Genomic DNA, 23,730 nt, shown 5'->3' with positions numbered 1-23,730 from the left:
CCTTTACTCGGCATGAACTTTCGTACCTTCACTCAGCTTATCGCCTGGATTGAGCACAATTTTATCATTTGGCTTGAGATCCGCTTGCCCTTTAAGATAGACCCAGTCTTGGTTCTTCTCTTCGGTTTGCAGCTCGACCAGATGCACCGTCTCGCCACTTAGCTTGTAAACGATAGCTTTGCCGTCTTTTTGGACGACAGCAGCTTTGGGAATCTCCACTCGGCTCTCGCCGCCCGTTCCTCCGAAGGCTACACTGGCAACTGCACCGCCATGAAGCGCCCCGTCTGCATTGCTCACTGTCAGCTTCACTGGAAATGTATTGTTATTCGTATCGGAAACCGGACTTACGAAGGTGATTGTGCCTTCGAATGTTTTACCGGGCAAGCTCGGTACGATAACCGTTGCCTTCGCCCCTTGCTTGATCGAGCCAACCATCGCTTCCGGGACACTCACTTCGACTTTAACTTGATCCATACTTACAACAGTCAGCAGCGCTGCTCCGGCCTGCGCCATTTCGCCCGCATTCACATTTTTTTTCACGATGACCCCATCGATTGGTGAGACTATGCCTGCATTTTTAACCGCATTTTGCGCTAAATTCAAAGCTGCTTGCTTCGCTGAAACGTCTGCCTTTAACTGCTCCAACGTGTTCGCTGTGGCTCCCTCTTTAGCCAGACTGAGCTTCGCTCCAGCAGCCGACAGTTGAGCATTAGCTGCTTGCTGCTGCGAAACCGCCGTTTCATAGGCAGCCTGTGCCTTGGTGTAGTCCAACGTCACTTTGTCTAATTCATCTTGACTCACATCGCCTTGATCGAAAAAGTTCTTGGCGTGATTGTAACTTTTCGTCACGAGGTCGTAAGCCGCTTTCGCTTGTGTGACGCCGGCCGCTGCTTGGTTACCGCCTGCTTTCGCTTGATCGACTGCTGCCGATGCCGCTTGGATATCTTGCGTTCGTGCGCCTGCTTCTATATCAGCGAGCTTCGCTTGAGAAGCTGTAAGGCCTGCTTGCGCTTGATCCAACTGCTGCGTCAAATCTTCGGTATCAATTTGCAGGAGGATATCACCTTTCTTGACTTTCGCGCCCTCTTCTACGTTCACGGAAGCAATTTTTCCGCCAATTTTGGACACGACTTGAACCGTTTGATCTGCCGCTAGTTTACCACTGGCGCCCGCAGCGCCCGTACTGCCGAGCGTAATCACTTTTACAGAAGGAAGCTGTGTCTGCGCTGCACTAGTCGGCGTGCTTCCACAGCCGCTTACCATGATCATTGAACCTGCCAGAACACTTAAAGATAGAATGACGTTAAGATGTTTTTTCATGGGTGTCACCTTACTCCCCTTTGATATGGATTTTGATCTCTGCATTCATGCCTGGCGCCAGATCAAATCCCTGATGGTCGTCTATCGTAACTTTTACATTCATGCGTTGCGTGACTTTGGTGAAATTCCCGCTTGAACTAGTCGTTGGCAGCAGCGAGAAGGTAGAGGCCGTCGCTTGACCAATCTCTGATACTTTTCCTTTAAATTCCGTTCCACCGTATGTATCAATGGCAAATGTAACTGGCTGACCGATATGAATTTTCTTAATCTTCGTTTCATCAATATCTGCGGATACGAACAGAGCGCTCTTATCTACAATCATTGCAACCGATTGTCCTGGCGCAACCACTTCGCCTACTTTGGCCGCCGTTTGAATCACTGTGCCTCCAATTGGTGAACGCAAGGATGCTTGATCCAGCAAGCTGTTCGATAAGTTTGTAATATCTTGCTGACCAACGATTTGATCGGCTACCACCGTATCGCCGACCTTCACGCCAAGTGTGTTGATTTTCCCGGAAATCCTGGGCATAACACGATAAATATCTCCAGAAATGCGCGCATTATCTGTGGATACATAATTTGCTCCTTGATACCAGTAGTAGCCGCCAATGCTTCCTCCAGAAATGACCATAATGGCAAGAATTATAATTAATACCAGTTTTCGCTTCATTCCGTTCCCTCCAGCTTTTTCTCTAAATGGTCAATCAGCGTTCCAACTACCTGTTTGCAAGTCGCAATTTGCTCAGGTGTAAAAGCTTGCTCCAAGCCCGCATAAAATTTTTGATTGATGGTCTCCAGCTTCGTCTTCTTCATCTCTTGACAGATGTTCGTCGTACCGATCCAGACGACTCTTCGATCCTGCTCATCCCTCCTCCGCTCAACAAGACCGTCTCGTTCCAGACGATCGACAATTCCTGAAACTGTACTATTGCTCAACTGCACGGCTTGAGCCAAGTCACCAAGCTTTCTTGGTTCCTTGAGGAATAATTCTCGTAAAATAAACAGCTGCGGTCCAGTAAGCTCTTCTCGCTGGAGCTCCCGATACAGCAAGGAAATTCGTAATTTATTCAGTCTCGTAAAGTCGGCTACAAGATCTTTAATTTCTTCCAAACCACTTCCCCCTTTGCAGTCATAGAACTATTTCGAATGCGAATATTTCGTATACGAAATAGTTGACGTCACTTATCATAACACGTTTTATTAATTCTGGAAATATCTTTCTTTTGACTACAATATAAGCGAGAAAAACGCCTAACGGCGTCCTTGTCTAAACCCATATGTTTATGCATGGAGAGGGGATTGGGTATGGGGTTCCATACCCATACCCTTTTTTGTTCTACTTGGAGCTGCCTTCTACTTCTCTTTTTACTAACCTGTCAGTGAAGATCATCCTGACTAGGTTTGACACTTATCGATAATTTTGCACTCATATCCATAAGAGGAAGTTTCGCTCGCCCAAAAACATATAAATTCTGGCGTGTCAAAATAAAACAGCCGAAAGCCTATGCTTTCGACTGCTTTATTTGTTTATATTGTATAGCCTGTATCCCCATAATACATCCGATAAGACCTGCACTACCGGCTGCAAACCCTGCCAATACATCGCTTGGATAATGTACGCCTAAATAAATGCGACTTATCCCAATGCAGAGAATGACAAAAATCGTGATTACAGGAACACACCAAGCCCCTTTCCAGGAATTACGTATATTCACCCAAAGCAAGTAACCGATAAGTCCATAAAAAAGACTAGCTACCATGGCATGACCACTTGGGAAGCTGAAGCCCTCCGCTTGGATCAACCACTCCTCTAAAGGCCGCACTCTCTCAAATATCATCTTCAGCAGCGCATTAAGCACCCAAGCTCCTGCTGCACCCGCGAATAAAATCAGTGTTTCCCACCTAATTTTGTATTTAAAAAGCAGCCATGCTGCTGCAACTAAGAAGAGTACAGATTCTGTGATCAACTTTCCCAGTATTGTAAAAAAAATAGCGATCTGAGTTAGCCCCTCGCTTCTTATTGATCGAATAGCTTGTCCAATCGTTATATCGAGCCTTTCCAGCCAACTGGATGACAAGCTCTTTGAAAGGACAATAAAACCCATTAGCAGGATAATCGCCATGGCAGCTCCCCAAAATAAATCCTTATATAACCGCTTTCTATACACTTCTCCGTTCTCTACCAAAGTCACCTCATCCTCCGTTTTCAAGCTATTTTTTATTGAATCTTTGCCTTTTGCTATATCTTCTCAGCACCAATGGAAGGAGTGCGAAAACAACATAAAGAGCCGCAGCCCAGTAAAAATTGACTGAACCTATCTCTTGCAGCGAAGCGCCGAATACATTGTAGACAACCGCACCCGGGATTATTCCAATCAGAGTAGCCCAGGTATAGTCCCAGAAGCGGATTTTGGATAAACCAGCTCCATAACTCACGCCATCGAATGGAAAAAAGGGCATCAGTCGCATGTACAAGACGACCATGAATCCATGCTTTTCCGCCTTATCCTCAAAGGTCTGGAGCTTTTTGTTCCGTAAAATCCGCTGAAAGCTATTTCTGCCCCATTTTCGTGTTAGGTAAAAAGAAAGCAGCGCCCCTGCACCAGCTCCTATTACATCATAGATCGTTCCCCAAAAAGCTCCGAACACAAAGCCTCCAAATAGTGTCAAAGGCGTTGCCGGAAATAGCACGAGCGGACGCAACGTGTAGGCAAGAATATAGAGCAGCCCACCAATTAGCCCTAAATTCCGTAGCCATGCGCCGATAAGATGCATATCGAATCGCGACCACACATCTGTATATTTGAGAATAAGCAGACAAGTTGCAGCAGCAAGAAACCATGTTAGCAGCAACCACAGCGATTTGGAGCGCATCCTGTCCCCCTCCTCTTACCTCTTTCATTCGTCTGAATTCCATCTTACACAAATGGGTAGTTAATTATCAAACGGGTACCCCTCATGGAATGAAAACAGACAAAAAAACAAGCGAAAAGAACTGAAAAGCGAGTGGAAAGAATCGGAAAATAAGTGAAAAACACAGACAAAAGCCCCATTCGTTTCACAAACACGAATGAGGCTTCTTTTGGTACAATCTCTTTCTTATGCTAGCCACTGTTTGACTTTCTTCGCATAATTAAGCAGCATCTCAGATGACCCATACTGTCCGCTGAAATCTTCAATTCCAAGGTACCCCTCGTATCCTACGGCTTTCAAAACGTCGAGCAATTGCTTCCAGTTCACAATGCCTTCATCCAGCGGCGACCAGTCGCTTTTCCATAACTTGATGCTACCTTGTGCTTCTCCAGTAGGTGCCCACCCGGCATTCTTAATGTGGACATGTGTCAAGTACGGTCCTAAAAGCTCAAGACCCATGCGATAATTCTCAAATCCCTCATGAACCATGTTGCCTGCATCGTGCAGAACACCCACATAATCAGGATTGAAGCCTGAAATTATTCTATGCACTAAGCCAGCACTTGGCGCAATGGTTTTATGATGCGTCTCTAACAGCCCTTTCACGCCATATTGCTGCGAAAGCTCCTGCACATGGTGAAGGTAGTTAACTGCCTCTGCATATAGATCGTTATAATTTCTGCTTTCATCATAGGCTGGAACACCGACGCGAATGAAGCTGGCTCCCACTTTTTTCGCTACCTGCATCACTCGCTCCGTACCCGCAATATCACCGCAGTTCAGGTAAGGTGTCACGCTCAGATTAACTAAACCATGTTCTTTAGCGAGAACTCTGAAACGTTCAAGCTCTTCATCAGATGCTTGGGGATCAATTGAACACAAGTTGTTTCTCCAAAAAGAAGGCTGTTCGCCCACTGCGTCAGCCGGGATTTCTTTGTAACGCCATTCAATTCCATCTATACCTGCGGATTGAGCCGCTTTGGCAAGTGCTTCTGGTGTCAGGTCTGGTGTGGCAACAGTAAATACAGATAGTTTCATAGGAATCCTCCTCAGTGTTTATCTCCTCTTTATTTTGCAGTATAATAAAAACGTATTCATTGCAATAATTGGGCAAAAGTTTGCTTATATTGACTCCACAACGAGGAGAATACCGCTCATGCAGGAACTATACCAAAATTTACATGAAGCTATTAACTTTAGGCATGCCGTCACCCATGATCCAGTGTCTTTCGAATTTCACCAACATCAGGACCAGTATGAGATTTATTTTTTCCTAACAGGCGATGTTCATTATTTTATAGAAAAGCAAGTGTACCCGCTTCAGTATGGGGATCTTCTCATCATGCACAGCAATGAACTGCACAGACCTAATTTCCAATCCAAAAAGCAGCGCTATGAGAACATCGTTATTCACTTTAATCCGAAGCTGATGGATGCATTCAGTTCCCCTCAATTTAACTTGCTAGACTGCTTCAATAACCGTGTGCCTGGCGAGCAAAATCGCATGAGGCTTACGCCGCAGCAAATCGATGATATCATGAAGCTTTACGAACGGATGGACAGCCATAATCGCGCGCAGGCTCGGGCTGGCTCCGAAGTGCTCTTCGTAGCGGCATTCACAGAGCTTCTTGTCTTTATCAATCGCATCTTTCAAAGTCAAGGAAAGCAAGAGGAACAGGCGATGATTCCAGATAAGCTCTCCTCTCTTCTTGCCTATATCGATGAGAACTTGGATCAAGATCTGTCGCTCGAAGTGCTCGAACATGTCGTGTTTATGAACCGTTCTTACCTCTGCCGTTTGTTCAAAAAGCATACAGGTAGTACGATTCACGAACATATTTTATTCAAACGGATTGCCAAAGCGAAGCTGCTGCTGCGCGAGGGCTGTACAGTTACGGATACGTGCCAGCAAGCTGGCTTTAACGATTATTCCAACTTCATCCGTACGTTTAAGAAAGCTGTTGGCCTGCCGCCCAGGCAGTACCAAGCACTGCAAAAAAGAGCTTAGTTAGGTTCAAGCTCATCTCCCTACGTCATGTCAACGGCAGTCTTATGCGATTCAAACCTGCTTAACCGTGAAATATTTATGTTCTTGACTTTTCCATATTTGATCCTTTATAGTGTTGAATCAAGCAACAAATAACAGGCAATGACCAAAGACATGATTTCCTTAACGGACTGTTCAGAGAGAGAAGCATTCGCTGCGAGCTTCTTCAGTAACCGAATCGAGATTACCCCTTTGTAGCCGTGGCGATGAACCCGTCCCCCGTGGAGCGGCAGTAAACGGCACCGTCTTATCCCCGATATCGGATACTAAGAAGGATCTTGCATCTTGCATACTTTGGCTTCCGCCAAAGTAATGTTACGCTGCAGGTCGAATTAGGGTGGAACCACGAGCTGAACGCACTCGTCCCTTTATGGGATTAGAGGCGTTTTTTTGCGTTCATAAAATAAGGAAAATCAAAGGAATGGAGGCTTAATTCATGGAGATCAATGTAACATTGGCTGATGGAAAGATTCGGAGGTATCCGCAAGGAACAACCATCGAACACGTAGCGGAATCGATTAGCGCAGGGTTGAAGAAAAATGCCGTGGCTGGCAAAATAAACGGCAAACCCGTTGATCTCAACCAAGCAGTTGATCAAGATAGCCACGTCGAAATTATTACCCTTGAGAGCAAGGAAGGTCAGGACATTTATCGTCACACTACGGCGCATATTATGGCCCAAGCCATTAAACGCAGATATGGCGCTCATACTGTGAAGCTTGGCATTGGACCTGTCATTGAAGATGGATTTTATTATGATGTGGATATCCAAAACCCGCTATCGATCGATGATTTGGCAGCTATCGAGAAAGAGATGGACGCTATTATCCATGAAAACCTCCCCATCTTCCGTCGAGTTGTCTCTCGCGCAGAAGCAACAGCAACCTTTGAGAAACTCGAAGATCCGTTCAAGCTGGAGCTTATCCGTGATCTCCCAGAGGATGCTGTTATTACACTCTACGAGCAAGGGGAGTTTATCGACCTCTGCCGCGGGCCGCATCTGCCTTCTACAGGTAGAGTTAAAGTCTTTAAGCTGTTGAGTGTAGCCGGTGCCTACTGGCGAGGGGACTCTAACAATAAGATGCTGCAGCGCATTTATGGCACTTCGTTTCCGAAAAAGGTCCAGCTTGAAGAGCATCTGCATAGGCTCGAAGAAGCCAAGAAACGTGATCACCGCAAGTTAGGTAAAGAGCTCGAACTGTTCATGTTCTCGGAAGAAGCGCCGGGTATGCCCTTCTACCTTCCCAAAGGCATGACAATCCGGACGGAGCTTGAGAACTTCGCTCGCGATATACAAAGACAGCGAGAATACAACGAAGTCCGTACACCACTGATGATGAATAACCGAATGTGGGAGCAGTCAGGGCATTGGGATCATTACAAAGACAACATGTATTTTACGGATATAGACGAAACAACATTCGCACTGAAGCCAATGAATTGCCCGGGACACATGCTCATTTTCAAAAACAGTCTACACTCCTATCGGGAACTGCCTATCCGTATTGCGGAATTCGGCCAAGTACACCGCCATGAATTTTCGGGAGCCCTTAACGGAATGATGCGAGTGCGTACTTTTTGTCAAGATGACGCCCACCTCTTTGTTCGCCCTGACCAGATTGAGGATGAAATTAGACGCGTTATCGAGCTGATCGATTACATGTATCAAATATTCGGCTTCCAGTACACAATTGAGCTCTCCACTAGGCCAGAAGATTCAATGGGTTCAGATGAGCTATGGGATAAAGCCGAACAGTCCTTGCAAAATGTGTTAGAAAACCTTGGTATCCCTTATCGGCTCAATGAAGGCGATGGCGCATTCTATGGTCCGAAAATTGATTTTCATATTCAAGATGCGCTGAAGCGCAGCTGGCAATGCGGCACGATTCAATTAGACTTCCAAATGCCTGAGAAGTTCGAGCTTTCCTATATCGGCGAGGATAATCAGAAACACCGACCTGTTGTTATCCATCGTGCTGTGTACGGGTCCATTGATCGATTCATGGGGATTATCACGGAGCATTTTGCTGGTGCTTTCCCGTTATGGCTTGCGCCCGTACAAGTGAAAATACTGCCAGTTTCTGAAAACTACATGGACTACGCCTATGAGGTGAAAAAGAAACTTGGCGAAGAAGGCATTCGTGTCGAAGTAGATGGACGAAATGAGAAGCTTGGCTACAAAATTCGTGAAGCGCAACTGGAGAAAGTTCCGTACATGCTCGTTCTTGGCGAAAACGAGAAAATTTCGAATGAAGTATCGGTTCGTAAACGGGGCGAAGGCAATCTGGGCTCTAAGAGCATAGCGGAAATGATTAAGCTTATTAATGAAGAGATTTGTTCGAGAACGTAGATTTGTGCTAGGACATTCTAAACATAAGCATTGGGAGGGAATTAGGCATGGCGTTCCAACCGTTTCTTGAAATCGTGTTTCTTTGAGTGCATGGAGTGGTTATAACACGATTTCAAATACGGGCGCTATCGCTGTTCCCCTCCCATACCCAAGAAGTTCTAGTCACATTTGTCCTCATTACAATTAAAAATCTATTGGGTCGTGCCCTGATTTCACCCCATAAAACTGATTAAGCAATTTGTCCAATTGATGAGACATTTTTAGCACATCCTTTGTATGAACTTCTTGTTTTTCAAATAGATGCAATAACTCCTTTCGTTTAATTTCAATCTCTCTTACAATTTCGTTGTAATACATGTTTCCTAGGCTCCTATCTGAGAAATAACTTCATAACATCCTCTCAAAAAAATTATATTTGATGTTACATTTTTCTTCATCGCCTGAAATCTATAACATGAACTTCTCTGGTCAACCAGTCATTTTTAAACTGAGATTCGATACGAAAGATTACAACAGCAAAAATTCTACTGCACTCAGCAATGGAAGGTTCAATATATCAATAGTTTACTAGTAAATAATTCTTCATGCTCTTTGGAATGTCTGCTTATTCTGGCTAGTAATTTATATGCTTCTCTTAAATATCCTGCTGACTCGATGCCTTCTTGAAGTTTAAAGTACTCAATTATTTCAAGAATCAGAGTGTCCGATTTTAAAATTCCCAATGCGAACTGCGCTTCCGATACAATCAATTTAGCAATTTGAAGGTTTCTATGATTTGCACTTGATTTAATCACTTCTTCTCCTATCTTCAATGCTTCATTGTGTTTCCCCGTCAAATTATGTAACCTTGCCAATCTTAACTGTATGATTTCAGCAAAATAAGTTTGTTTGATATCTAATGCAATTTTTAATGAAGAATTTTGATGTTTGTATGCTTCGTCATGCTTACCCATGTCAGCATATAGGTCTCCTAAGTTGTTATTATAAATCAACTCAAAAGATGGATGATAATTTAAAAATGATGTAGAAAGTTTATACTGAAGCTCTGCTTCCGAAAATTTACCGACTGCATGGAGACATTTCCCAAGTAGATTATGGGAACGAAATCGATAAACAGGAGAAAGTCTTTTTCTAGACTGAATATCTTTTAAATATTTAATTGCTGTGAGGTATTCACCCATTGCATACTTATAGGCTGACAATGTAAGATTAACGGAAATTGTTAGATCGACAGGAATACTGTATCTCTCCATTAAATTTGAAGCTTCCTCCATATATTCGCTTGCTTTGTTAGGGATAATATTGATGTACATGAAGGAAATTCTATTCAAAGCTGAAATGAGGAGTGGAAAATCTTTGCTTATCCTAGCTAATTCAATAAATTTCTTGTATGACTTTTCCGCTTCAATGAAATTTTGATTCACGTCTTCTACAAACGCTTTTAAAGAATACATAATAACTTCATGTTCTGGTTTGATAACCGTTTTAATTCCATTTAATTTTTGCAACCAATTTTGTATCGTATAAGCATCTCTATTTTCTTCGTACCTGTCATTCATGAACCCAAAGATTATTCCTAGAATCGTTTGTTTCTCGTCAACTTCACATAATGTTTGGACTAAATCCGTTAGATGGATATCCAATCTCTCTAGTAATTTTTCTACAATTAATAAATTGGGAAAATAATCTTCTGTTTCGATCCGTGATATCATACTCCTTGTACATATCCCCATACAAAGTTCTCGTTGCAAAATTTTTAATTCTTCACGTTTCGATTGAATCAGGTGACCAAAGCTATTCACGAACATATTTTTTCCTCACTATTTCTCACAACCGATTATCCATAAGTTGCTGCAAAATGATTTTGTAATCCAATCCATTTTGTCATACATCTCTTCAGAGACTCCTTGATTTCTTACACCTTTAATCGATTTAATTTTTAATCCTAAACTCTCCAACATTCGATGGAGTTCCACAGGCATAAGCATGTTATAGTTTGATTGCTCACCTAGCAGCCTATTATATGCTTCATCAAATGGAAGGTTCCGCGGCCCCAGACAAGCTATTACGATTCTTCCCCCTGAACGAGTAACTCTAATCATTTCACTGACTAATGCAGCAGGATTTTGTACCCATTCCAATACAGTGCAGCAAAATACAAAATTAAAACTTTCATCATGGAAAGGTATTGGGTTGCAATCGGACAAAAAAACCTCTAGACTGTTCGTCCTTGCATAATCAACCATCTTTGGGGATACATCAAGTCCAACTGCTTGGAATCCCATTTGGTTTAAACGTTTAGTACTAATACCCGTACCACAACCAACATCCAATACACGCTTATGAACGTTAGATTTTGCGAATTTCAAAAAGAAATCCATCAAAGTCTTTCTGCTTTCTTGTTCCCATAAAGCTTCATCGGAAAAAAAGTCAACATGCTGATCCCACCAACAACCATTAGGTGTGACGCTATCTGTCATAACTATGGCCCCTTATCGTGATTCATATTTTCTCAGAACTTTCAAGAAGATATCGACAATACAATCTTTTTCATTCGTTAATTCTCCCACCTTAAAATGTTATATTGTAAGCTGCGCAGCCTATCAATCAAAATAAACACTCCATTCATATAATATCCATATAATTCAATAAAAAATAATATTATCCTATCATCATATAAAAATATTGTCAATAAATGGTTCAAAGAGTAAGTTAGTGTTAAAAATTTAACACTAAAAGTACCGCTAACCCAGACATTATGATAAAAACTATTAAGAAAAACGCCTAAGGGCGTCCTAGTTTAAACCCATAAGTTTATGCATGGGAAGGGGATTGGATATGGGGTTCCAACCGCTGTTAAAGTCGTGTTCCTTGAATTTACAAGGTGGTATTGAACACGACTTTAAAGGCGGCCACTAACGCTTCTCCACCCCATACCCATCCCCTTTTTTTGTTCTACTTGGAGCTGCCTTCTACTTCTCTTTTTGTTAACCTGTCAGTGAAGATCATCCTGACAGTCTCTTTTAGGTTTGACGCTTATCGGTAATTTTGCACTCATATCCATAAGGGGCAAGTTTCGCTCACCCAAATATAAATTCTTATATGTTAAAATAAACGCTGCCTCGCCACGTAACCTTATTATATATAATCTAAATTATAAAAAGCCGTAATCCCCAACAGGAGATTACGGCTTTCATGTCATTTATTTCAGGTTTTCTGGATTCAGCTGAGCAAGCTCCGGCAGGACGAAAATACCATCTTTACGAATGAGCACATCGTCAAACCAAATTTCGCCGCCGCCATATTCTGGACGTTGGATATTTACAATATCCCAGTGCAGCGAAGATTTGTTGCCGTTGTATGCGTCGTCGTAGCAATTGCCTGGCGTAAAGTGGAAGCTGCCATCGATCTTCTCATCAAACAGCGTATCTTTCATCGGGTGCTGGATGTAAGGATTCACGCCAATAGCGAATTCGCCTACATAACGTGCGCCTTCATCCATATCAAAAATTCCGTTAATACGATCGGTATCATTCGCCGTCGCACTCACGATTTTGCCATGTTCAAATTCAAGACGAATATTTTCAAAAATAAAGCCGTTATACGGCGTAGGCGTGTTGTACGTGATAACACCGTTAACGGAGTCGCGCACAGGCGCAGAATAGACTTCTCCGTCTGGAATATTCAGGCCGCCATCGCATTTCACGCTGCCAATTCCTTTAATGGAAAATTTCAAATCGGTACCTGGGCCTACCAAACGCACTTTGTCCGTGCGATCCATCAAATCTTTAAGCGGATCCATTGCTTTGGACATTTTGCCGTAATCCATTGTACATACGTTGAAGTAGAACTCTTCGAATGCATCTGTGCTCATACTAGCCAGCTGCGCCATAGAAGACGTAGGATAACGAAGAACGACCCATCTAGTATCCTTAACTCGCACATCAAAATGAACCTGTTGATAATAAATGGAATTATACAGCTTCATACGATCAGCTGGAATATCGGACAGTTCATAAATATTAGCCCCGCCGCGCACACCTATGTAGCCTTGCATTTGTTTCATTTGGAAAACGTCTACATCGGCCCACTTCTGCATTTGCGCTTCGGTGCCGTTCATAATCAATTGGCGCATAATCGCATGATCTCTAATGTTTACGTAAGGATGCGCGCCTGCCTCGTGAACTTTCTTAACCAGCTCTTTCACTAAAGCCGCATCGATCCCATAGGCTTCGATCAAGATGTTCTCGCCGGGCTGCGCCTTAACCGAGTAGTTTACTAGCACATCAGCAAGCTTCGTTATTCTTGGGTCCAACATCATTATCTCTCCTCTTCTTCGTCCACTGCAAAAGATGGCTCATTAATCTGGAAGCCAACCGTAGTCAAGTAAAACCATTCCCCGTTCTCTTCCTGCTGTTGGTCAAGCTCAAAGATTAAAGAGCGGAACTTGGTTAGCCAAGCAGCAAATTTCTCTTTGCTCATCTTGACCTCCAAATAGGTCGCCATTCTTGACCATTGTGCGCGATCGGAAGAAGGAATCTGGAAGGCTTCTTCAGGCGCGGCAATTGCTCGCAATCTAGCACGGGCAAGGACACTCAGCGTAGTTTCTCGGTAATAGTTCTCAACTTCGGAGACGTATGGAAGCAGCTCTTCGCTTGGTACGAAGCCACGGGCGACAGCACGGTAAAATTTCTGCACAATACCATTCTTAAGCTCGGTGCGAACGACCAAAATGAAGCCATGCTTCTCCAGCTCATTCAAATGATAATGAACCTTCGCACGCGCCATTCCTAACAGTTTAGCCAACTGTTGACCGGTGTAGGCTTTCTCAATCAAATAATGAAGCACCTTCGTACGAAGTGGGTCACTTACAGTTTTTAATTGCTCAAGATCTTGGATAATAAAAACTGGCTGTATCTTCATCTTTGACTCGACCCCCCCTCTAATTTACCAATAAACCCGTTAAATAGGCGATTATTGGCCAGCTCTTACTGTCCAAAAGAGATTAATTAGACAACGGTCAAATCTTTTTAACCGTATCATAATGCGAAAAAGATTCCATGTCAATTGCGCTTTTCTTCCCTATAAATCCGCAGGTTACATGGTCTATTCAACGCTTTAACGAATTAACGAAGTTAAGCTTTTCTCTATCGTAGCAAAAAGGGACGGTTCTGTCATTACTTTCGACAGAAACGCCCCTCGGATAAATTAACTATAAATGCGACTCCCCGCTTCGCGGAATTGCTTGGCTTTTTCCTCCAGACCGCTGTCTAGCGCCGCTTCCTCCTCAAGTCCCTGAGCATGCGCGTATTGGCGAATGTCCTGCGTGATCCGCATGGAGCAGAACTTCGGTCCGCACATCGAGCAGAAATGCGCCGTCTTCGCGCCTTCAGCCGGGAGCGTTTCATCATGATACTCGATCGCGCGCTCCGGATCGAGCGAGAGATTGAATTGGTCGCGCCAGCGAAATTCGAAGCGCGCCTTCGAAAGCGCATTATCGCGAATTTGCGCGCCAGGATGGCCCTTGGCCAAATCTGCCGCATGCGCAGCGATCTTGTACGTGACGACGCCTTCGCGGACATCGTTTTTGTTCGGGAGACCGAGATGCTCCTTCGGCGTCACGTAGCAGAGCATCGCTGTGCCGAACCAGCCGATCATCGCTGCCCCGATAGCGGAGGTGATATGATCGTAACCCGGTGCAATGTCCGTCGTCAGCGGCCCCAGTGTGTAGAACGGCGCTTCCTTGCACACCTCTAGCTGACGGTCCATGTTCTCTTTAATCATGTGCATCGGCACATGACCAGGGCCTTCAACCATCACTTGGACATCATGCTTCCAAGCGATATCCGTCAGCTCGCCGAGAGTTTCCAACTCGGCGAATTGCGCTTCGTCGTTCGCGTCCGCGATTGAACCAGGGCGCAGACCGTCGCCGAGCGAGAAGGCAACATCGTAGGTCTTCATAATTTCGCAGATGTCTTCGAAATGCGTATATAGGAAATTCTCCTTGTGGTGAGCAAGGCACCAGGCCGCCATTATCGAGCCGCCACGGGAAACAATACCAGTCACCCGCTTCGCTGTCATCGGGATGTAACGCAGTAAGACGCCTGCATGGATCGTGAAATAGCTGACACCCTGCTCCGCTTGCTCAATCAAAGTATCTCGGTATACTTCCCATGTGAGATCCTCAGCTTTGCCGTTCACTTTCTCCAACGCTTGGTAAAGGGGCACTGTGCCTACAGGAACCGGTGAGTTACGAACAATCCATTCGCGCGTCGTATGAATATTTTTGCCTGTCGATAAATCCATAATCGTATCGGCTCCCCAACGGGTAGCCCACGTCATTTTCTCGACTTCTTCTTCAATAGAAGAAGCGACGGCTGAATTACCGATATTCGCATTAATTTTCACCAGAAAATGACGACCGATAATCATCGGTTCACTTTCCGGATGATTAATATTCGAAGGAATAATCGCACGACCTCTGGCTACTTCGTCCCGAATGAATGCGGCATCCATGTTCTCACGAATAGCGATGTACTCCATCTCTGGTGTAATCATCCCTCGGCGAGCATAATGCATCTGAGTCACATTATGCCCCGCTTTTGCCCGCAGCGGTCTGCGATGCAAGCCTGGGAACACTTCGGCGGCTCCCTTCGCCTCTGGAGAAGAAAGGCCATTATCTTCCGGTTTCACTTCACGTCCAATATAAGATTCAACATCGCCTCGCTCTTCAATCCATGACAATCGATTGGCTGGAAGCCCTCTACGAATATCCGTCTGCTGCTCCACATCGGTGTAAGATCCGCTTGTATCATACACTTGAATAGGGGTATTCGCTTCTTCTTCGCCAAACATATTCGTCGTCGGGCTAAGCGCGATTTCCCTCATCGGCACTTGAATATCCGGCCTTGACCCTTGCACGTACACCTTGCGACTGCCTGGGAAAGCAGAAATTTTAACGTCATTAACCTTTGATGTCGTTGTCATTAATTATCCCTCCTAATGAATTGGAAATGATTGAAAGCAGCTGATCTGCCGCCTCGCGCGGTGAGCGCGCCTGCGAGATCGCGCTCACCACAGCCACGCCATCCGCTCCTGCGCGGATGACAGCTCTAGCCTTATCGGCATCGATGCCTCCGATGCCGACGATGGGCAGCTGGATGCCGCCAACACGCATCCGTTCTAATACTGCGGGCCCCTGAACCTCACGCGCATCGTGCTTCGTGCGCGTGGCGTACTGGGGCCCTACACCCAAGTAATCGGCGCCTGCGGCCAGCGCCGATTCAGCTTCGCCCAGATCGTGGGCCGATACGCCCACGATCATGCCCTTCAGCCGCCGCCTGATCTCGGCGGCTGGAGCATCCTCTTGGCCGATGTGAATACCATCGGCCTCAAGCTCTAGAGCGAGCCGTTCATCGTCATTCACGATGAAGGGCACCGCATGCTGCGCGCACAAGCGACGCAGCCGCGCGCCGAGCTCGAGCTTCGCCTGCCCCTGCAGGGCATTGGCGCCTTTCTCGCGAAACTGAAACATCGTAATGCCGCCCGCTATCGCGCCCTCCAGCACAGCATAAGGGTCAGCCTCCGCACAATTGGAACTGCCCATAACCAGATACAAACGCAAGGCTTGCCGCAGCTGCTCACTAGTCAAGTTCATCATCTTCCCCCTCGAATCTCGAAGTGAACCTCATTAGTTACTTCCTCTTTAGCAGAGGGAGTTCGCTCATGGAGCAACATAGCATTCTCCGCTGCTCTATCCATATTTTCACGCTGTCGACGTTGATACGCCCAATGGTTCGTAGGTCCATGACCGCCGCCAATGTCGAGCGGGTCTGAGATTGCAGCTTGAATGAAGCGTTTAGCCAGCTTTAAGGATTCCTGCATTGATAACCCCTGCGCAAGTCCCGAGGTAATGGAAGCAGCGAATGTACAGCCGGTTCCATGCGTATGACGTGTAGTCAAACGTCGTGACGTGAATGACGTGAATGTCTCGCCATCATATAGGAGATCGGTAGCCTGCTCTGCATCGCCCTCATCATGTCCCCCTTTAATCATCACATGCTTACAGCCGTATTGATGTATACGCTTTGCTGCTTGCATACGCGAACCCTCATCCGTTATACGCATCCCGCTAAGCACCTCTGCTTCCGGAATATTCGGTGTGACCACAGAGGCCAATGGCAGCAATACACGAATCATCGTGTCGATTGCCTCCTGCAGCAGCAGAGAGGCGCCGCCCTTCGCGATCATGACTGGATCAACAACCACATGGTTCCATTTGAATTTATGTATAGATGCAGCAACCACTTGAATAATCTCTCCATTGAAAAGCATCCCTGTTTTAATCGCATCCGGAGAAAGATCTTCCCCAATAGAGGCTAACTGACGCTCAATCGCTTCTACGCTCATGGGATATACCCCCTGCACACCTAACGTGTTCTGTGCGGTCACAGCCGTTATCGCCGACATCCCGTAAACACCGAGTTCTTGAAACGTTTTGAGGTCAGCCTGTATGCCCGCGCCACCCCCGCTATCTGATCCCGCTATCGTCAGCGCTTTGAAAATCGGCATCTTCTCTTCTCCCTTTCATCAGATAGCTCTTTAAAATGTATCTACAAACGACTGAAACCTTCCATCGGACTGCTAGCTGAGGCATAACGTTTCTTCGGTATGCGTCCCGCTTCGAATCCTGCGCGTCCCGCTTGAATCGCAAGCTTCATGGCCAAAGCCATTTTGATCGGATCTTTCGCACCAGAAACAGCCGTGTTCAAAAGAACGCCGTCTGCTCCCATCTCCATAGCTAAAGCAGCGTCCGAAGGAGCACCGATGCCTGCATCCACAATGACCGGCACTGTCGCTTGCTCAATGATGAAGCTTAGATTTAACGGATTAATGATCCCTTGACCCGTTCCGATTGGTGACGCCCCCGGCATAATCGCATGCACGCCTAACTCCTGCAAGCGTTTAGCAAGCAGCACATCATCTGAGGTGTACGGAAGCACGATGAATCCTTCTTCTAGAAGCATTTCCGAAGCTTTCAGCGTTTCGATAGGATCGGGTAGCAGCGTCTTCTCATCCCCAATCACTTCTACTTTGATCATGTCGCAAAGGCCCGAAGCTTTGGCCAGCTTGGCAATACGTACAGCTTCTTCTGCAGTCTTTGCCCCTGCCGTGTTAGGCAGCAGCGTGAAATTAGATACATCAAGCATGGACAAGAAATTAGGCTGACTCGCTTCAAAAATATTCATCCGACGCACAGCAAATGTCAGAATCTGCGATCCACTGACGTCAACGGCCTGCTTTTGGATATCAAAATCAGGGAATTTTCCCGTACCTAACAAAAGACGTGAATGAAACTCATAAGAACCTATTTTCAACATTTGAATTATCCCCCTCCAACAAAATGTACAATTTCTATTTTATGTCCCTCTGATAATGCTGCTGACGCATGCTCTTCTTTTTGCAAAATCGTCTGATTGAGTTCAACGACCAGCATTTTACCAGTCAACTCAAAATGCTCGAGCAGCTCAACGACCGTTGAGACCGACTCCGGCACGTCAACCATTTGACCATTAATATGCAGCTTCACTCGTGTGCAGCTCCTTTCTTTTCCCCTCACTCGAATCTTGCTTACCGGAGGCACGTGCTGCGTTACCAAGACCGAACCGTTTAGAGCGAACTGACAAATCAGGAGAAAAGGCATCCAGATCCATCTCCGCTTTTGCAAGCTCCTGTCTCTGCAATTCCAACTCATTCTGCGCGTGCTGCGTCTCCCCGAGCACTAGATCAGCCATCACCTTACCTGTGACGGGACTAAGTAGAATCCCATTGCGATAATGTCCATAAGCCGCAAATAATCCTTCGTACTCCGGCACCTTGCCGATGTACGGCAATCCGTCAGGCGTCTGTGGACGCAAGCCCGCCCAAGCTTTCTCCCACTCTGCCTCGCCAATGGATGGCATTAGCAACCTCGCTCGCTCCACGAGCTCAGCCAATCCTGCCAACGATACTTTAAGATCGTAACTATTGGGCAGGACGGTCGCGCCGATCAGCAAACGACCGCCTGCTTTAGGCACGATGTAACACCCTTGCGTAAATAAGGTTTTGCCTAAAACCGATCTCGGTGTAAGAACAGAAAAGCACTCACCTTTTACAGGGAACACCGGCAACTGGACGCCAATGCTTGATAGTAGCTGCCCGCTCCACGATCCAGACGCGACGATGACACGGTCGCTGTATAACGGGCCCTCGCTTGTCAAGACGCCGACGGCTCTGCCCTGCTCGGTCAACAGCCCTTGCACTTGAGCGAATTCTTGCATCTTCGCCCCCAGCAAGCGGGCTGCTTGCCCGAAGGCTTGAGCCAGGAGCGGTGCCTCAACCTGCCCGTCTTCAGGCAGGTATAGCGCTCCGCACACGTCACGGCTCAAAGCTGGCTCTAATCGAGCAGCTGCGGCTGCACTTAACCACTGCGCCTCTTCGCCCGCTGCGCGTTGAAGCTTCTCCCTTGCGCGCAGCTCCTGCTCTTGCGCATCGTTCAGCGCCACGTTCAGGAGCCCCTCACGGACAAGACAAATGTCGATGCCTGTGAGAGCTTTCAGTTCATCGGCTAGCTGCGGGAACATCGCTCTGCTTGCTCTCCCCCACTGAAACAGCGGTCCTGTGTCTTCCATTTCAGATTGCGCACCGAGCATACCGGCAGCTGCCGATGAAGCTTCCGCTCCCAATCTCCCACGTTCCAGAACCGTAGCTGATTGGCCTCGCTTAGCCAATTCATACGCGATGGAACAACCGATAACACCGCCACCTACAATAATGACTTCTCGCTTGCCGTTCATTTGTTTGCCTCCATTTGCGCCAGTTCATTGGCATATGCCTTGACTGCTTTGAGCGGATCCTTCGCTTCCCAAATGCCGCTCATCACCGCTACGCCTGATGCCCCTGCCTCCAGCACTGAGTGGACCCGCTGTGGTGTCATACCACCAATGGCGATAACTGGAATGTTCACTTTGGCCGTCAGTTCAGACAGCTGTTCCAATCCCCTTGGAGGAACATCCTTTTTGGAATCCGTAGTAAATATATGGCCGAACATGATGTAATCGGCTCCTTCTTGCTCACGCTGCCAAGCTTCTTCCATACTATGAACAGAAACCCCGATTCTTGCCGCATCCAGACCTAATTCCTTCATCTCTGATAGGGATGGCGTTGTTCCTTGCAAATGCACACCGCCTAGTAACGATGTTTTGGCTATAGCGGGATAGCCATTTATATAAATGCGCTTTGATGAAATGCCTGCTTCCAGAAGCATCTGCAGCCCCTTCATAATCTCTTTTAACGGTTTTGATTTCTCGCGTAAATGGATCGCCGTGACGTAAGGGTCAATCCTCCCCGCAATTGCCGTTAACGTCTCCCAATCCTGCTTGCCAGTAGAGATCGCATGCAATTCATAACGCGCCATTACCAACTCTTCTCCTTTTGTCCAGGGTCAATTGAACGCAAAAAAACCACTTTTCCAAAGAAAAGTGGTTGTAAAACGGCAGCATGCAGCTAAATATGCATAAAAATACCGTAACAAGTCGTAATTCCACTTTCCTCCGCTGGTATAACCCAGGTCAGGTTCAAAGGGTTCAGATCACTCTGTCTCAGCCTTACGGCGCCCCTAGGGATAAAAAACTGTCATTCAATTGTTACTTATCATAGCACGTAGCCTACGACTTGGAAATAGGGAATTTACCATCCTACTGAAAGCTTCTATAATGAGAAAGCGTGTCAAGCTGCGAATACACATACAGAATAAACGTCAACAAGCCTCGGCCCATGATCATAACGAACCCATCTATAGGAATCTGAAGCTGCTTAAGCAGCTAAGGGAATCAAATACATATGACGGAAGGATGTCCTCTGCATGTTCCTTCAGCTTAACCGTAAATTAGAAAAAATGATGCCCTTGATTACGCCCTTCGGCTTGCTGATCGGAGTTCTACTCGGAGCTCATTTGTCTAGCTTCGCCTACTTATCCCCATGGATCTTCGCATTCATGACGTTCTCAGGCAGTATCAGTTCTAGCTTTAAAGAATTCGTGCAAGTGGTCGTTCAACCGCTCCCTTTGCTTACAACCTTGGTTATTTTGCATGTCATCATGCCCCTTCTTGCGTTAGGACTCGGACACGTCGTGTATAGCAACGACCCCCTCACCCTAACAGGACTAATTTTAGCGGCAGCTATTCCGACAGGGATCACGAGCTTCGTTTGGGTAGCCATTTATTGTGGCAACATCGTACTCACGCTCTCGATTATTTTAATCGATACCCTTCTTTCCCCTTTCATTGTTCCCTATACACTTTCCGTACTGGTTGGGACTAAAGTGCAGATGGACATGCTCGTCATGATGAAAGGGCTATTTTACATGATCGTACTACCCTCTTTGATCGGCATGCTGCTGAATCAGTGGACACGCGGTAAAGTGAAAAAACAATGGAGTGGACGTTTGGGCCCTTTTTCGAAAATAGCGATGGGCATCGTAGTCGCCATGAACGGTTCCGTTATCGCTCCTTATCTGCGCGATATTACTAGCAAACTGATGGGCTTAGCTTTAATTGTTCTGTTACTCGCTTCTATGGGCTACCTCCTTGGTTGGCTAATCGCCAAGCTCATGAGGTGGAACGATGACATCGTCGTTGCATTGACCTTTAACGGCGGCATGCGAAATATCGGTGCAGGAGCTGTCTTAGCAGTGGCCTACTTCCCTGCTCCTGTCGCCCTCCCCGTGGTACTTGGCATGCTTTTCCAACAGTCGCTTGCCTCTTTGTTCGGTTACTTGCTGAACAAACGATATGCGTTAAAAAAACCTCATCTTGACGTCGGGAAAGGATAGATGAAAAAACAAATAAAATCCGATGCCAGCTTTTTAGGAGGCATCGGATTTTTCTCTAGTTTACTTTTTTTCTTTTCTTTCACTTCGCGTGGGGTCTGACCGCCGCCATGCGTGCTTTGCCTTACTCTATTTCAACGTTTGGAGCACCTCTGCGACTTCTGCTTCCCCACTTGCTACAAGCTCGACAGGCTCTGCGAACATGTCGCACATGTAGACAAACATACTCAGTATCTCCAAAATTTCTTCGCTATCAAACGATTTGGCAACAGATAGACTGTATACGTAACGATAATGCAATTCATTCTGTTCATTGATCCCAAAATGACCGATAGGAAGTCGTGTATTGACCGCCAGCAGCACAGCAGCAGCTTTATCTCGCTGTCCCTCTTTCAGATGAAAGGGAAGCGTACTGTATATTTGCAACAGTTGTATGGCTCCAATATCTTCTTCATCCAGCGGCAAAAAACTAAAATGCAGAAACCGATTACGGCCCTTTTTATCCTCTTGAAATCCAGCCATAAGCACGTGAATGGGAATTGCTTCGGACTTCTCGAGCAGATTCGTCGCTAAGCCCGCCTCATCCAAAATATCTTTCAACAGCCCTAACTGCGCCAAATGGCGCGTATGTACAAGTTCTGGCATCATCTGCTAGCCTCCCACTTTCTTTTGCCCATTGCTTCAATGAGGCTTATCTTTCATTTTACTCGATCTTTCATAGCTTTCTCCAGCCTCGCGCTCAGCATTCAAGTGGGGCAATTTCCGAATCTGAGTGAAAGCTATCCTTATTTTTACTATATCATAAAGAGCAGAGAGTTAATGCGATAAGAAGATTTTTTTAGCAACGTTTATAGCATTCAACACTTTGGGGAATCCCGTGTATGGAGAACATTGTAGTAGTGCCTCAACCACTTCTTGTCTCGTTAGACCTACACGAATTGCAGCATTGAGATGAACGTCCAGCTGTGGTTCGCATCCACCCTGAGCAGTTAAAGCGCCTAACGTGACAAGCTGACGTTGTTTAGGGTTTAATGCTGTACGGCTGTATATTTCACCAAATGCAAACTCGATGATTCGTTCAGCTAACATAGGAGCAATATCGGTGAGTGAATCAGCAACTGCTTCGCCATGTTTGCCGTCGATTTCTTGAAGTTTTGCCAGGCCTCTTTCCCTTCGTTCGTCTATATGATTTAGTAACTCGTCCTCGATATTCACTTCGATATTTTGCTCAGCAAAAAGTTGTTTCGCAACGAAAACGGCATTTAATGCACGAGGAAAGCCGCAAAACGGAATGCACTGGGTAGCAATTTCTATCATTTCGTTCGGGGTGATCCCAACCTTTAAGCCGAAGTTCATATGCCATTTGAGTTGATTTGGAGTATCGCCTAACGAAATCAACGCTGAGATGACGATCATCTCCCTTTGTTGATAGGTGAGTATGGGATTACTAAAAGCTTGTCCGAAAAATTCAATAATGTATCTACTAATTTGCGGTGATACGTCACTTAAACCATCTATGACGCCCTGAATACCTGCTTCATCAGTTTCCCGAAAAAATTTCATTCCATTTTCATATGCAGAGTTCATCATTTAGTTACCTCGATTTATGAATTTTCTAATTCCCATTGATGGTAAATCTCAATTTTTTCGTTAATAACTTCATAATGCTCTTGAAGCCTCTCGATCTGTTCCGCTAGCTTGTTCTTGTGGGCTTCCAGCAGAATTCTCCTATCCTTGGTCGTAGCAGATCCTTGTCTTCTCAGTTCTGCGATCTGTTGCATTTGTCTAATGCTCATTCCTGTCGTACGAAGCCTTACCAAAAAACGAATCCATGCCAAATCGGTAGTTGAATATTTGCGGCGACCGTTCGCCCCCCCTGGCTATGGCATGAATCAGACCGTTCTTCTCATAGTAACGCAAGGTGTGGGCGGTGATACCAGTAAGATTAGAAATGTTTTGTATGCTCAAATGTTGTTCCATAGCGTAATTCTACATCTTAGAGCGTGCTCGAAGTCAATAGAACAACGATAAAAAGATATAAAGTTTCAACAAGATCGTCCCGATGGATAAACAATGGATAAACCTACCTTAAACATACTTCTCGACATTCCTTTTATATGTGGAAAATGGAAACTAAAAAAGGTATCTCAACGAAGTTGAAATACCTGAAGTTTAATTTTTGTCACAGAAAATAGTAACCTATTCGTAGCAGAGATATATGTGTTTAGTCAT

At 45.7% G+C, this 23,730-nt stretch carries 24 protein-coding genes, 2 pseudogenes and 1 riboswitch; of the genes and pseudogenes, 3 read left to right on the top strand and 23 right to left on the bottom strand.

What is annotated here, in order from left to right; genetic code table 11:
- Window positions 1-3: 3 nt before the first annotated feature.
- From GK047_RS13015 to GK047_RS12990, 6 genes are all read right to left on the bottom strand, one after another.
- Window positions 4-1,320: an efflux RND transporter periplasmic adaptor subunit gene (locus tag GK047_RS13015; protein WP_163946934.1), complete on the bottom strand. Its 1,317-nt coding sequence runs from the start codon at window positions 1,318-1,320 to the stop codon at window positions 4-6.
- 10 nt (window positions 1,321-1,330) lie between these two features.
- The gene (locus GK047_RS13010) at window positions 1,331-1,990 is read right to left on the bottom strand and encodes an HlyD family secretion protein (protein WP_163946932.1); all 660 of its coding nucleotides are present in this window, start codon (window positions 1,988-1,990) and stop codon (window positions 1,331-1,333) included.
- Window positions 1,987-2,430, bottom strand: a complete 444-nt coding sequence (locus GK047_RS13005; protein WP_163946929.1) for a MarR family winged helix-turn-helix transcriptional regulator — start codon at window positions 2,428-2,430, stop codon at window positions 1,987-1,989. Before GK047_RS13005 ends, GK047_RS13010 begins: the two co-directional genes overlap by 4 nt.
- A 392-nt stretch (window positions 2,431-2,822) precedes the next feature.
- Entirely contained in the window at window positions 2,823-3,530 is a 708-nt protein-coding gene (locus tag GK047_RS13000; RefSeq protein ID WP_163946928.1) for a phosphatase PAP2 family protein, read from the bottom strand.
- Between the two features lies 1 nt (window position 3,531).
- Complete coding sequence (locus GK047_RS12995) at window positions 3,532-4,194, bottom strand: TVP38/TMEM64 family protein (RefSeq protein WP_163946926.1); 663 nt, start codon at window positions 4,192-4,194, stop codon at window positions 3,532-3,534.
- Between the two features lie 225 nt (window positions 4,195-4,419).
- On the bottom strand, window positions 4,420-5,271 hold the full coding sequence (locus tag GK047_RS12990; protein ID WP_163946924.1) for a sugar phosphate isomerase/epimerase family protein: 852 nt from the start codon (window positions 5,269-5,271) through the stop codon (window positions 4,420-4,422).
- 118 nt (window positions 5,272-5,389) lie between these two features.
- Between GK047_RS12990 and GK047_RS12985 the strand changes: the two genes are divergently transcribed.
- Window positions 5,390-6,241, top strand: coding sequence for an AraC family transcriptional regulator (locus GK047_RS12985; protein WP_163946922.1), 852 nt, complete (start codon window positions 5,390-5,392; stop codon window positions 6,239-6,241).
- Window positions 6,242-6,415: 174 nt separating this feature from the next.
- On the opposite strand, the gene GK047_RS12980 is transcribed toward GK047_RS12985, so the two are convergent.
- Entirely contained in the window at window positions 6,416-6,571 is a 156-nt protein-coding gene (locus GK047_RS12980) for a hypothetical protein (RefSeq protein WP_163946920.1), read from the bottom strand.
- A gap of 145 nt (window positions 6,572-6,716) precedes the next feature.
- Between GK047_RS12980 and thrS the strand changes: the two genes are divergently transcribed.
- On the top strand, window positions 6,717-8,630 hold the full coding sequence (gene thrS / locus GK047_RS12975) for a threonine--tRNA ligase (RefSeq protein ID WP_163946917.1): 1,914 nt from the start codon (window positions 6,717-6,719) through the stop codon (window positions 8,628-8,630).
- Window positions 8,631-8,813: 183 nt separating this feature from the next.
- On the opposite strand, the gene GK047_RS12970 is transcribed toward thrS, so the two are convergent.
- From GK047_RS12970 to GK047_RS12915, 12 genes and pseudogenes are all read right to left on the bottom strand, one after another.
- On the bottom strand, window positions 8,814-8,987 hold the full coding sequence (locus GK047_RS12970; RefSeq protein ID WP_163946914.1) for an aspartyl-phosphate phosphatase Spo0E family protein: 174 nt from the start codon (window positions 8,985-8,987) through the stop codon (window positions 8,814-8,816).
- Window positions 8,988-9,178: 191 nt separating this feature from the next.
- On the bottom strand, window positions 9,179-10,432 hold the full coding sequence (locus GK047_RS12965) for a tetratricopeptide repeat protein (protein ID WP_163946911.1): 1,254 nt from the start codon (window positions 10,430-10,432) through the stop codon (window positions 9,179-9,181).
- A gap of 18 nt (window positions 10,433-10,450) precedes the next feature.
- Entirely contained in the window at window positions 10,451-11,110 is a 660-nt protein-coding gene (locus GK047_RS12960) for a class I SAM-dependent methyltransferase (protein WP_163946908.1), read from the bottom strand.
- Window positions 11,111-11,832: 722 nt separating this feature from the next.
- Complete coding sequence (locus GK047_RS12955; RefSeq protein ID WP_163947827.1) at window positions 11,833-12,948, bottom strand: aminopeptidase; 1,116 nt, start codon at window positions 12,946-12,948, stop codon at window positions 11,833-11,835.
- 2 nt (window positions 12,949-12,950) lie between these two features.
- The gene (locus GK047_RS12950; protein ID WP_163946905.1) at window positions 12,951-13,553 is read right to left on the bottom strand and encodes an ArsR/SmtB family transcription factor; all 603 of its coding nucleotides are present in this window, start codon (window positions 13,551-13,553) and stop codon (window positions 12,951-12,953) included.
- A gap of 285 nt (window positions 13,554-13,838) precedes the next feature.
- Window positions 13,839-15,617: a phosphomethylpyrimidine synthase ThiC gene (thiC, locus tag GK047_RS12945; RefSeq protein WP_163946902.1), complete on the bottom strand. Its 1,779-nt coding sequence runs from the start codon at window positions 15,615-15,617 to the stop codon at window positions 13,839-13,841.
- Window positions 15,595-16,290, bottom strand: a complete 696-nt coding sequence (thiE, locus tag GK047_RS12940) for a thiamine phosphate synthase (protein ID WP_163946899.1) — start codon at window positions 16,288-16,290, stop codon at window positions 15,595-15,597. The genes thiC and thiE overlap by 23 nt, the downstream gene beginning before the upstream one ends.
- A 119-nt stretch (window positions 16,291-16,409) precedes the next feature.
- A pseudogene (thiD, locus tag GK047_RS12935) lies at window positions 16,410-17,201 on the bottom strand (bifunctional hydroxymethylpyrimidine kinase/phosphomethylpyrimidine kinase); the annotation flags it as partial.
- 41 nt (window positions 17,202-17,242) lie between these two features.
- Window positions 17,243-18,010 (bottom strand): thiazole synthase, encoded by a 768-nt coding sequence (locus GK047_RS12930; protein WP_163946896.1) that lies wholly within the window; start codon window positions 18,008-18,010, stop codon window positions 17,243-17,245.
- 5 nt (window positions 18,011-18,015) lie between these two features.
- Window positions 18,016-18,219 (bottom strand): sulfur carrier protein ThiS, encoded by a 204-nt coding sequence (thiS, locus tag GK047_RS12925; RefSeq protein ID WP_163946894.1) that lies wholly within the window; start codon window positions 18,217-18,219, stop codon window positions 18,016-18,018.
- A complete protein-coding gene (gene thiO, locus GK047_RS12920; RefSeq protein ID WP_163946892.1) occupies window positions 18,203-19,465 on the bottom strand; it encodes a glycine oxidase ThiO in 1,263 nt (420 codons plus the stop codon). The genes thiS and thiO overlap by 17 nt, the downstream gene beginning before the upstream one ends.
- Complete coding sequence (locus GK047_RS12915; protein ID WP_163946890.1) at window positions 19,462-20,085, bottom strand: thiamine phosphate synthase; 624 nt, start codon at window positions 20,083-20,085, stop codon at window positions 19,462-19,464. The genes thiO and GK047_RS12915 overlap by 4 nt, the downstream gene beginning before the upstream one ends.
- A 114-nt stretch (window positions 20,086-20,199) precedes the next feature.
- A riboswitch (TPP riboswitch) is annotated at window positions 20,200-20,298 on the bottom strand.
- 234 nt (window positions 20,299-20,532) lie between these two features.
- Here GK047_RS12915 and GK047_RS12910 point away from each other — a divergent pair.
- Window positions 20,533-21,501 carry a bile acid:sodium symporter family protein gene (locus tag GK047_RS12910; protein ID WP_163946888.1) on the top strand — a complete coding sequence of 323 codons (969 nt, stop codon included), beginning with the start codon at window positions 20,533-20,535 and terminating at the stop codon, window positions 21,499-21,501.
- Window positions 21,502-21,627: 126 nt separating this feature from the next.
- On the opposite strand, the gene GK047_RS12905 is transcribed toward GK047_RS12910, so the two are convergent.
- The 4 genes and pseudogenes from GK047_RS12905 to GK047_RS30645 all read right to left on the bottom strand — a co-directional run bounded on the left by GK047_RS12905 (window position 21,628) and on the right by GK047_RS30645 (window position 23,478).
- Entirely contained in the window at window positions 21,628-22,146 is a 519-nt protein-coding gene (locus GK047_RS12905) for a YbjN domain-containing protein (protein WP_163946886.1), read from the bottom strand.
- A 168-nt stretch (window positions 22,147-22,314) separates the two neighbouring features.
- On the bottom strand, window positions 22,315-23,088 hold the full coding sequence (locus GK047_RS30370) for a carboxymuconolactone decarboxylase family protein (protein ID WP_163946884.1): 774 nt from the start codon (window positions 23,086-23,088) through the stop codon (window positions 22,315-22,317).
- Between the two features lie 14 nt (window positions 23,089-23,102).
- A pseudogene (locus tag GK047_RS12895) lies at window positions 23,103-23,357 on the bottom strand (MerR family DNA-binding protein); the annotation flags it as partial.
- Entirely contained in the window at window positions 23,284-23,478 is a 195-nt protein-coding gene (locus GK047_RS30645; protein ID WP_481856005.1) for a MerR family DNA-binding transcriptional regulator, read from the bottom strand. The pseudogene GK047_RS12895 and the gene GK047_RS30645, both read right to left, overlap by 74 nt.
- Window positions 23,479-23,730: the final 252 nt, after the last annotated feature.

The organism is Paenibacillus sp. SYP-B3998 (assembly GCF_010820665.1).
Classification (GTDB): Bacteria; Bacillota; Bacilli; order Paenibacillales; family NBRC-103111; genus Paenibacillus_E.
Note: the sequence above shows the minus strand (reverse complement) of the source record. Positions and strands in the feature narration are given on the sequence as shown.

What these genes read in the sequence shown, in the direction of transcription:
- GK047_RS12970 (WP_163946914.1), bottom strand. Translation starts at nt 8,987, where the DNA reads ATGTATTACAACGAAATTGTAAGAGAGATTGAAATTAAACGAAAGGAG.
- thrS (WP_163946917.1), top strand. Translation starts at nt 6,717, where the DNA reads ATGGAGATCAATGTAACATTGGCTGATGGAAAGATTCGGAGGTATCCG.
- GK047_RS12905 (WP_163946886.1), bottom strand. Translation starts at nt 22,146, where the DNA reads ATGATGCCAGAACTTGTACATACGCGCCATTTGGCGCAGTTAGGGCTG.
- GK047_RS12960 (WP_163946908.1), bottom strand. Translation starts at nt 11,110, where the DNA reads ATGACAGATAGCGTCACACCTAATGGTTGTTGGTGGGATCAGCATGTT.
- GK047_RS12910 (WP_163946888.1), top strand. Translation starts at nt 20,533, where the DNA reads ATGTTCCTTCAGCTTAACCGTAAATTAGAAAAAATGATGCCCTTGATT.
- GK047_RS30645 (WP_481856005.1), bottom strand. Translation starts at nt 23,478, where the DNA reads ATGGAACAACATTTGAGCATACAAAACATTTCTAATCTTACTGGTATC.
- thiE (WP_163946899.1), bottom strand. Translation starts at nt 16,290, where the DNA reads ATGATGAACTTGACTAGTGAGCAGCTGCGGCAAGCCTTGCGTTTGTAT.
- GK047_RS12990 (WP_163946924.1), bottom strand. Translation starts at nt 5,271, where the DNA reads ATGAAACTATCTGTATTTACTGTTGCCACACCAGACCTGACACCAGAA.
- GK047_RS12930 (WP_163946896.1), bottom strand. Translation starts at nt 18,010, where the DNA reads ATGTTGAAAATAGGTTCTTATGAGTTTCATTCACGTCTTTTGTTAGGT.
- GK047_RS13010 (WP_163946932.1), bottom strand. Translation starts at nt 1,990, where the DNA reads ATGAAGCGAAAACTGGTATTAATTATAATTCTTGCCATTATGGTCATT.
- thiO (WP_163946892.1), bottom strand. Translation starts at nt 19,465, where the DNA reads ATGAACGGCAAGCGAGAAGTCATTATTGTAGGTGGCGGTGTTATCGGT.
- GK047_RS30370 (WP_163946884.1), bottom strand. Translation starts at nt 23,088, where the DNA reads ATGATGAACTCTGCATATGAAAATGGAATGAAATTTTTTCGGGAAACT.
- GK047_RS12985 (WP_163946922.1), top strand. Translation starts at nt 5,390, where the DNA reads ATGCAGGAACTATACCAAAATTTACATGAAGCTATTAACTTTAGGCAT.
- thiC (WP_163946902.1), bottom strand. Translation starts at nt 15,617, where the DNA reads ATGACAACGACATCAAAGGTTAATGACGTTAAAATTTCTGCTTTCCCA.
- GK047_RS12950 (WP_163946905.1), bottom strand. Translation starts at nt 13,553, where the DNA reads ATGAAGATACAGCCAGTTTTTATTATCCAAGATCTTGAGCAATTAAAA.
- GK047_RS12995 (WP_163946926.1), bottom strand. Translation starts at nt 4,194, where the DNA reads ATGCGCTCCAAATCGCTGTGGTTGCTGCTAACATGGTTTCTTGCTGCT.
- GK047_RS12955 (WP_163947827.1), bottom strand. Translation starts at nt 12,948, where the DNA reads ATGTTGGACCCAAGAATAACGAAGCTTGCTGATGTGCTAGTAAACTAC.
- GK047_RS12915 (WP_163946890.1), bottom strand. Translation starts at nt 20,085, where the DNA reads ATGGCGCGTTATGAATTGCATGCGATCTCTACTGGCAAGCAGGATTGG.
- GK047_RS12980 (WP_163946920.1), bottom strand. Translation starts at nt 6,571, where the DNA reads ATGCAAGATGCAAGATCCTTCTTAGTATCCGATATCGGGGATAAGACG.
- GK047_RS13015 (WP_163946934.1), bottom strand. Translation starts at nt 1,320, where the DNA reads ATGAAAAAACATCTTAACGTCATTCTATCTTTAAGTGTTCTGGCAGGT.